7 protein-coding genes are annotated in these 6,675 nt (G+C 59.0%); all 7 read right to left on the reverse strand.

What is annotated here, in order from left to right; translation table 11 throughout:
* On the reverse strand, positions 1–99 hold a 99-nt coding region (locus tag ACESL9_RS16255; RefSeq protein WP_372615002.1), incomplete at its 3' end, for a GTP-binding protein.
* Between the two features lie 86 nt (positions 100–185).
* Positions 186–2,309, reverse strand: a complete 2,124-nt coding sequence (fusA, locus tag ACESL9_RS16260; RefSeq protein ID WP_372614999.1) for an elongation factor G — start codon at positions 2,307–2,309, stop codon at positions 186–188.
* 21 nt (positions 2,310–2,330) lie between these two features.
* Positions 2,331–2,801 carry a 30S ribosomal protein S7 gene (rpsG, locus tag ACESL9_RS16265; protein ID WP_372614998.1) on the reverse strand — a complete coding sequence of 157 codons (471 nt, stop codon included), beginning with the start codon at positions 2,799–2,801 and terminating at the stop codon, positions 2,331–2,333.
* Positions 2,802–2,813: 12 nt separating this feature from the next.
* Positions 2,814–3,185, reverse strand: coding sequence for a 30S ribosomal protein S12 (rpsL, locus tag ACESL9_RS16270; protein WP_109385713.1), 372 nt, complete (start codon positions 3,183–3,185; stop codon positions 2,814–2,816).
* A 275-nt stretch (positions 3,186–3,460) separates the two neighbouring features.
* Positions 3,461–4,351 (reverse strand): DMT family transporter, encoded by an 891-nt coding sequence (locus tag ACESL9_RS16275; protein WP_372614997.1) that lies wholly within the window; start codon positions 4,349–4,351, stop codon positions 3,461–3,463.
* Between the two features lie 3 nt (positions 4,352–4,354).
* The gene (locus ACESL9_RS16280) at positions 4,355–5,167 is read right to left on the reverse strand and encodes a glycosyltransferase (protein WP_372614996.1); all 813 of its coding nucleotides are present in this window, start codon (positions 5,165–5,167) and stop codon (positions 4,355–4,357) included.
* A 90-nt stretch (positions 5,168–5,257) separates the two neighbouring features.
* The gene (locus ACESL9_RS16285) at positions 5,258–6,337 is read right to left on the reverse strand and encodes a site-2 protease family protein (protein ID WP_372614995.1); all 1,080 of its coding nucleotides are present in this window, start codon (positions 6,335–6,337) and stop codon (positions 5,258–5,260) included.
* Positions 6,338–6,675: the final 338 nt, after the last annotated feature.

The raw sequence follows: 6,675 nt of genomic DNA on the forward strand, positions 1-6,675 counted from the left end.
CGTGATCGCCGCCGTCAGCGTCGTCTTGCCGTGGTCAACGTGACCAACCGTCCCGATGTTCACATGCGGCTTGTTACGTTCAAACTTTGCTTTTGCCATGATCGTGGCTCCTTTTTTCTTTGCGGACGGTGGGTTGGCACCCACCCTACAGGTTGGGTAGGGCGGGGTTCACCCCGCCACCCGGGTTATGCATATTTGGCCTGGATCTCGTCGCTGATATTCTGCGGCACAGGATCATAGTGATCGAATTGCATGGTGAACTGCGCCCGGCCCGAGCTCATCGAACGCAGCGTGTTGATATAGCCGAACATGTTGGCCAGCGGCACGAATGCCTGGATTGCCACGGCATTGCCGCGCGGTTCCTGACCGGTCACCTGACCACGACGCGAAGTCAGGTCACCAATGACAGAACCGGTATATTCTTCCGGCGTCACCACCTCGACCTTCATCATCGGCTCAAGCAGCTTGGCGCCCGCCTTGCGCAGACCTTCGCGCATGCACATCCGCGAGGCAATCTCGAAAGCCAGCACCGACGAGTCGACATCGTGGAACTTGCCGTCGACCAGCGCGACCTTGAAGTCGATCACGGGGAAACCGGCCAACGGCCCGCTGTCCATCACAGACTTGATGCCTTTTTCGACGCCCGGGATATACTCCTTGGGCACGGCCCCGCCGACGATCCGGCTCTCGAAGCTGTAGCCTTCGCCGGGTTCGGTGGGTGAGATGATCAGCTTGACCTCGGCGAACTGACCCGAGCCACCCGACTGTTTCTTGTGGGTATAGGTATGTTCGATTTCGTAACCGATAGTCTCGCGATAGGCGACCTGCGGCGCGCCGATATTGGCCTCTACCTTGAATTCCCGCTTGAGACGATCGATCAGGATATCAAGGTGCAATTCGCCCATGCCTTTCATGATCGTCTGCCCCGATTCCAGATCGGTCTCGACGCGGAAGGACGGATCTTCGGCAGCCAGACGGGCCAGCCCCTGGCTCATCTTTTCCTGGTCGTTCTTGGTCTTGGGCTCGACCGCAATCTCGATCACCGGATCGGGGAAGGTCATGGTCTCCAGAACCACCGGCTTGGCCGGATCACAAAGTGTATCGCCCGTTGTGGTGTCTTTCAGGCCGGCCAATGCAATGATATCGCCGGCAAACGCTTCTTCGATCTCCTGGCGGTCGATGGCATGCATCAGCATCATGCGGCCAACACGCTCTTTCTTGCCCTTGGTCGAATTGAGCATCGAGTCGCCCTTCTTCAGAACACCGGAGTAAATCCGGCTGAAGGTCAGCGAACCGACGAACGGGTCGTTCATGATCTTGAAGGCCAGCGCGGAGAACGGCGCGGCATCGTCTGCCGGGCGTTCGATATTGCGGGTTTCTGTTTCGTCATCGGGCGAAAAGCCCTTGAGCATCGGCACATCCTTGGGTCCGGGCAGAAAATCGACCACGGCGTTCAACAGCGGCTGTACGCCCTTGTTCTTGAACGCCGAGCCGCCCAGCACCGGGAAGAACGACAACGACAACGTGCCCTTGCGGATCAGGCTGCGCAACGTGGCCTCGTCGGGCTCCTCGCCTTCGAGATAGGCTTCCATGGCGGTATCGTCCATCTCTACCGCCAGCTCGATCATGTTGGCACGCCACTCGTCTGCCACATCCTTGAGCTCATCCCGGATCGGTTGGCGCACCCAGTTGGCACCAAGGTCTTCACCCGTCCAGACCCACTCTTCCATCTTGATCAGGTCGATGATGCCTTCAAGGCTGTCCTCGGCCCCGATCGGAAGCGCAATCGGCATCGGCGTACCGCCGGTGCGATCCTTGATCATCTTGACGCAGTTGAAAAAATCAGCGCCGATCTTGTCCATCTTGTTGACGAATACGAGGCGCGGCACCTTGTAACGGTCGGCCTGACGCCAAACCGTTTCGGTCTGAGGCTCAACGCCCGCATTGCCATCCAGCAGCGCGACCGCACCATCAAGAACCGCAAGCGAACGCTCCACCTCGATGGTGAAATCCACGTGTCCTGGAGTGTCGATGATGTTGAAACGGGTCTTGGTCTCCGATGTCCCTTCCGGAGTCGGATCTTCCTGGCGCTGCCAGAAGGTCGTGGTCGCGGCGCTGGTGATGGTGATACCGCGCTCGGCTTCCTGTTCCATCCAGTCCATGGTCGAGGCCCCGTCATGGGTCTCGCCGATCTTGTGGTTCTTGCCCGTGTAAAACAGGATGCGCTCGGTCATCGTCGTCTTGCCGGCGTCGATATGCGCCATGATGCCGAAGTTGCGGTAGCGTTCGAGCGGATATTCGCGTGCCATGGTTTCGTGCCTTTGAAAGGATTACCAGCGGTAATGGCTGAACGCCTTGTTAGCGTCGGCCATCTTGTGAGTGTCTTCGCGCTTCTTCACAGCCGAGCCGCGGGATTGCACAGCATCCAGCAACTCGCCGGCAAGGCGCTCTTCCATCGTGTTTTCGTTGCGTGCGCGGCTGGCCTTGATCAACCAGCGTATCGCAAGTGCCTCACGGCGCTCTGGACGAACCTCGACGGGCACCTGGTAGGTCGCGCCACCTACCCGGCGCGAGCGCACTTCGACACTTGGTTTGATGTTGTCGAGCGCCTCATGGAAAACTTCGACCGGCGCGCGTTTGATCTTGCCCTCAACGCGGTCAAGCGCACCGTAGACGATCTTTTCTGCGGCAGACTTCTTGCCGTCAAACATGAGATTGTTCATGAACTTCGAGAGAACCTTATCGCCGAATTTGGCGTCAGGCAGGATTTCACGCTTTTCAGCGGCATGACGACGGGACATCTCTTGATCCTCTTACTTGGGCCGTTTGGCGCCGTATTTCGAGCGGCGCTGTTTGCGATCCTTGACGCCTTGCGTGTCGAGCACGCCGCGCAGGATATGATAGCGCACACCGGGAAGGTCTTTTACACGGCCACCACGGATCAGGACAACCGAGTGTTCCTGAAGGTTATGGCTTTCACCGGGGATGTAGCTGATAACCTCATAACCATTGGTCAGGCGAACCTTGGCCACCTTCCGCATGGCCGAGTTCGGCTTTTTCGGAGTCGTGGTATAAACGCGCGTGCAAACACCGCGCTTTTGCGGGTTCCCTTCGAGGTGGAGGGATTTGGAGCGTTTCACTTTGGGCTGCCGCGGCTTGCGGATCAGCTGTTGGATCGTCGGCATTGGGTCTTTTCCCCGTTCTTCAACACATGTGTCGCGCGAGTCGCCCCGCACAGGTTTCCAAAAACTCGCGCTTCATGCGTCCATGAAACACGCAAAATCCGCCTTCGCCCCGGTATTTCAAGGACGATGCGGTGGGTTTCCAGAGGATCGGGGCGGTTTGCCCGGATCATGTCCACTACAGTTCTGATGTCGGCTTTGGGCAGACCCCTCGCCGGATGCGCCGCGTATAGGGGGAGTCGCCCCCCTTGTCAACACATCGCCTGCCTCTCTTGCAATTACCCCACGCAGCGCGATTGCCGGTTCAACTGCCGCTCGCGATAAAGGGTGAAAAGGCCCATCGCCACCACGATCGCCGCCCCCGCCAAAGTCAGAGGCGCGGGCCAGTCGCCAAAGACCAGGAAGCCCAGAATTAACGCCCAGATCAGACCAGTGTAGCGGAATGGAGCGATGAACCCGATTTCGCCAACCCGCATCACCGCAACAGAGGCAAGGTAACCGACGAGAATGAAGCTCGCGGCCAACGCGATCAGACCCAGCGCCCGCCCATCGACCGGCGCCCATCCCTGCACCGTGGAGACCAGACCACCCGCAACCGTGATCACCAAGGCCGTGATCAATGCAACGGTGATCGACGGCACACCCGGTGAGAGCCGCCGCGCCGTAAGATCGCGCAGCGTCACGAACCCGACCGCCGCCAGCGCATAAAGCGAATAGACGCTGAACCCATCGGCTCCCGGACGCACGATCAGCATGACTCCCCCGAAACCGACGCCAATCGCCGCGAGGCGCCGCCAGCCCAACGGTTCTCGAAAGAACAGCGTCGCCGCGAGCGCCACTGTCAGCGGCAATGCCTGCAGAATCGCGGTTACATTGGCAATCGGCATGTGAAACAGGGCCGTGAGAAAGAAGAAAGTCGCTCCGATCTCGGCGCCGCTACGCAAAGCGATCAATCCCCAATCGCGCCTTGAAAAACCAATGCGTATGGCACCCATCTGGCGGCCAACCATCCAGATCAAAAGACAAGTCAGAAAACCGCGCATGAAGATTGCCTGAAACAGCGGTATCTGCCCCGACAAGGCCTTCATGCATACATCGTTGAATGTGAAAGCGGCCATCGAGACCACCATCAGCCCCGCGCCCCTGAGATTATCGCGCGCATCTACCATACGCTAAAGTGCCCGCAGCATGTCGATGTCAAATCCAAACCGCTCTCTGATCCGGTGTTCGACGTCAGCCTCGGCCAGTTCTTGACCGACACCCTGCTTGGTCGGCTGCGATTTGTTGTCAGAATGGATCGTGCGCAGGAAAACCGGTGCCGCGATATCTGTATAAAGATTGTAATGCTGGCCCAGCGCCCTGTGATTATAGCGGTACGGTGTGCGATCATAGGCCGCCGGAGCCAGAAGCGCCGTGCCCACCGACAGCGGGGCGCGTTCTACGAAATCGACAATCCTGTTCCCCCCCTGCCCGGTCACCTCGACATAGAAGCCGCGATTGAAGGCGATCATGAAAGGCTGGTCCCCGTGAATCGCGCGCAATCCGCGCGCAGTATGCTTGAGCCTCTCGACATAATCCAACGCCACAGCGTCATCGTCATCGAGCCGGAACCAAAGCTTGTGACTGGCCCCGCCAAGCGGGACTGATCGAAAAGCCATGCGGGAGATTGGGTAATGCTGGTGGGGTTCAGCGGCAAACACCTCGATATGATCATGTTCCGCAACCAGGTCATCGAGGCGTGCGCGCGCATCCGATGGCAGTTCAGTCGATGTCAGGATAACCGCACGGAAATCCCGGTCGCTCTGTTGCGCCAGCGAAGGCAGGCACAGCTTTTCGAACAGCTCGAACCGCAACGCCAGGCGCTCGGGCGAAAACAGATGTTCGGCGATATTGTCAACTGTTCCGAATCTTTCAGTGTAGTAATCGACTGCCAGAACGGAAAAGCGGACAACCCCTACCACCGGAATATCCGTCGTCATATTCATCGCTTGCCTCGCCCGATTTGCCGCACGGACCCAGATGACATGGCTTTGAACGAAAAGAAAAGTCCCACTTTTGTCGGCCAGTTCGCCTTTTCAGACCAGCTTTCGCGAAAGGATCACCCACTCGCCAATATTCTCGCGCGTGATGTAGCCGAGGAAATGGCCAGCCCGATCGGTGATTGCCACCGCGGGCGCGTCACCGCTGGCGAGCATGTCGAGGACCTCATCCATCGGCGCATCGAGCCACATCTCGGGAATGTCTGTCGTCACCGCGTCCGAAACCGGCGCGTTGCGGCGCCCCGCTTCCGAAGCGCCCAGAATGGATGTGCGGGTCAGCATCCCGACGAACCGCCTGTCCGGGCCAACCACGGGAAACTCCGACTGCTCGGTGCGCAACACCGCATGCGCCGCCGCTTCCATCGTGTCCTCCGGTCCCAGCGCCTCGAACGAGGTGATCATCGCATCCCGCGCCCGCGCGCCATGCGCCCGGTCTCGCAACATTGCCTGCGAGCTTTCGGCCCCGGCCGCGAAAAAGATGAAAATCGCGATCAGGATCAATAGCGGGCTGCCCGATGTCAGCCCGAGAAAGCCGAAGAGGAAGGCCATCACCTGCCCCGCCTGGGCCGCCAGCTGCGTCGCCTTGACCCTTTCCATGAACATGGCAAGCCCGGCGCGGAACACCCGCCCGCCGTCCATCGGAAAGGCCGGGATCATGTTGAACAGCACAAGTAGCAAGTTGACCGCCGCCAGCCTCTCCAGAAAACCAAGTCCCGGGTCCTCGAGTGATTGAAGCACATTGAGTGAGAACGAAGCCCCAAGAACAACCGTCAGGATCAGCCAGATAACGATATTGACCGCCGGCCCGGCCACCGCGATCAGGATTTCCTGTCGCGGGTCCTCGGGGATTCGTTCCAGCCGCGCCAGCCCACCTATGGGCAACAGCGTGATATCGCGGGTGCGTACGCCAAAGCGTCGCGCCATGGTCACATGTCCCAACTCGTGCAACACCACACAGGCAAACACTGCCATTATGAACACCACATTGACGATTGCCGCGCCTGGCCCGTCGACCAGCCAGGCCGCGGCCATCACCCAAGCCAACAACAAAAAGAAGGTTGCATGCACCCTGATCTGGGTGCCGCGCACATCTCCGATAGAAAAGGACCAGTTCATGATCACTCCCGCATCTGGCATGTCGTCCGGCACATCATCCGGTTGACCGGGCTGGCAGGCTTCAACATCGCCCAACCAATCGCCAAGCGCAAACTCTCTTTCACCGACAAGGGACGCGCAGGCCCGATGCGAAAACGCGAGCTTGACATGGCCAACGATCTTTTCTCGTCAAGACCAATATGGAAGCGAATACGGATCGAAACAGGGGCATGTACATCCAGATCTGACCCATGCGAATGCGAGAATTCACCAGTCAATGCACGATAGCGTACCAGAAAACACCAAGGCCCGCACATCTTCCCTGACTTAAGACTTGGCAAACCCATCAAGACCCGCTA

Origin of the sequence: Aquicoccus sp. (assembly GCF_041686535.1) — a bacterium.
Lineage (GTDB): Bacteria > Pseudomonadota > Alphaproteobacteria > Rhodobacterales > Rhodobacteraceae > Aquicoccus.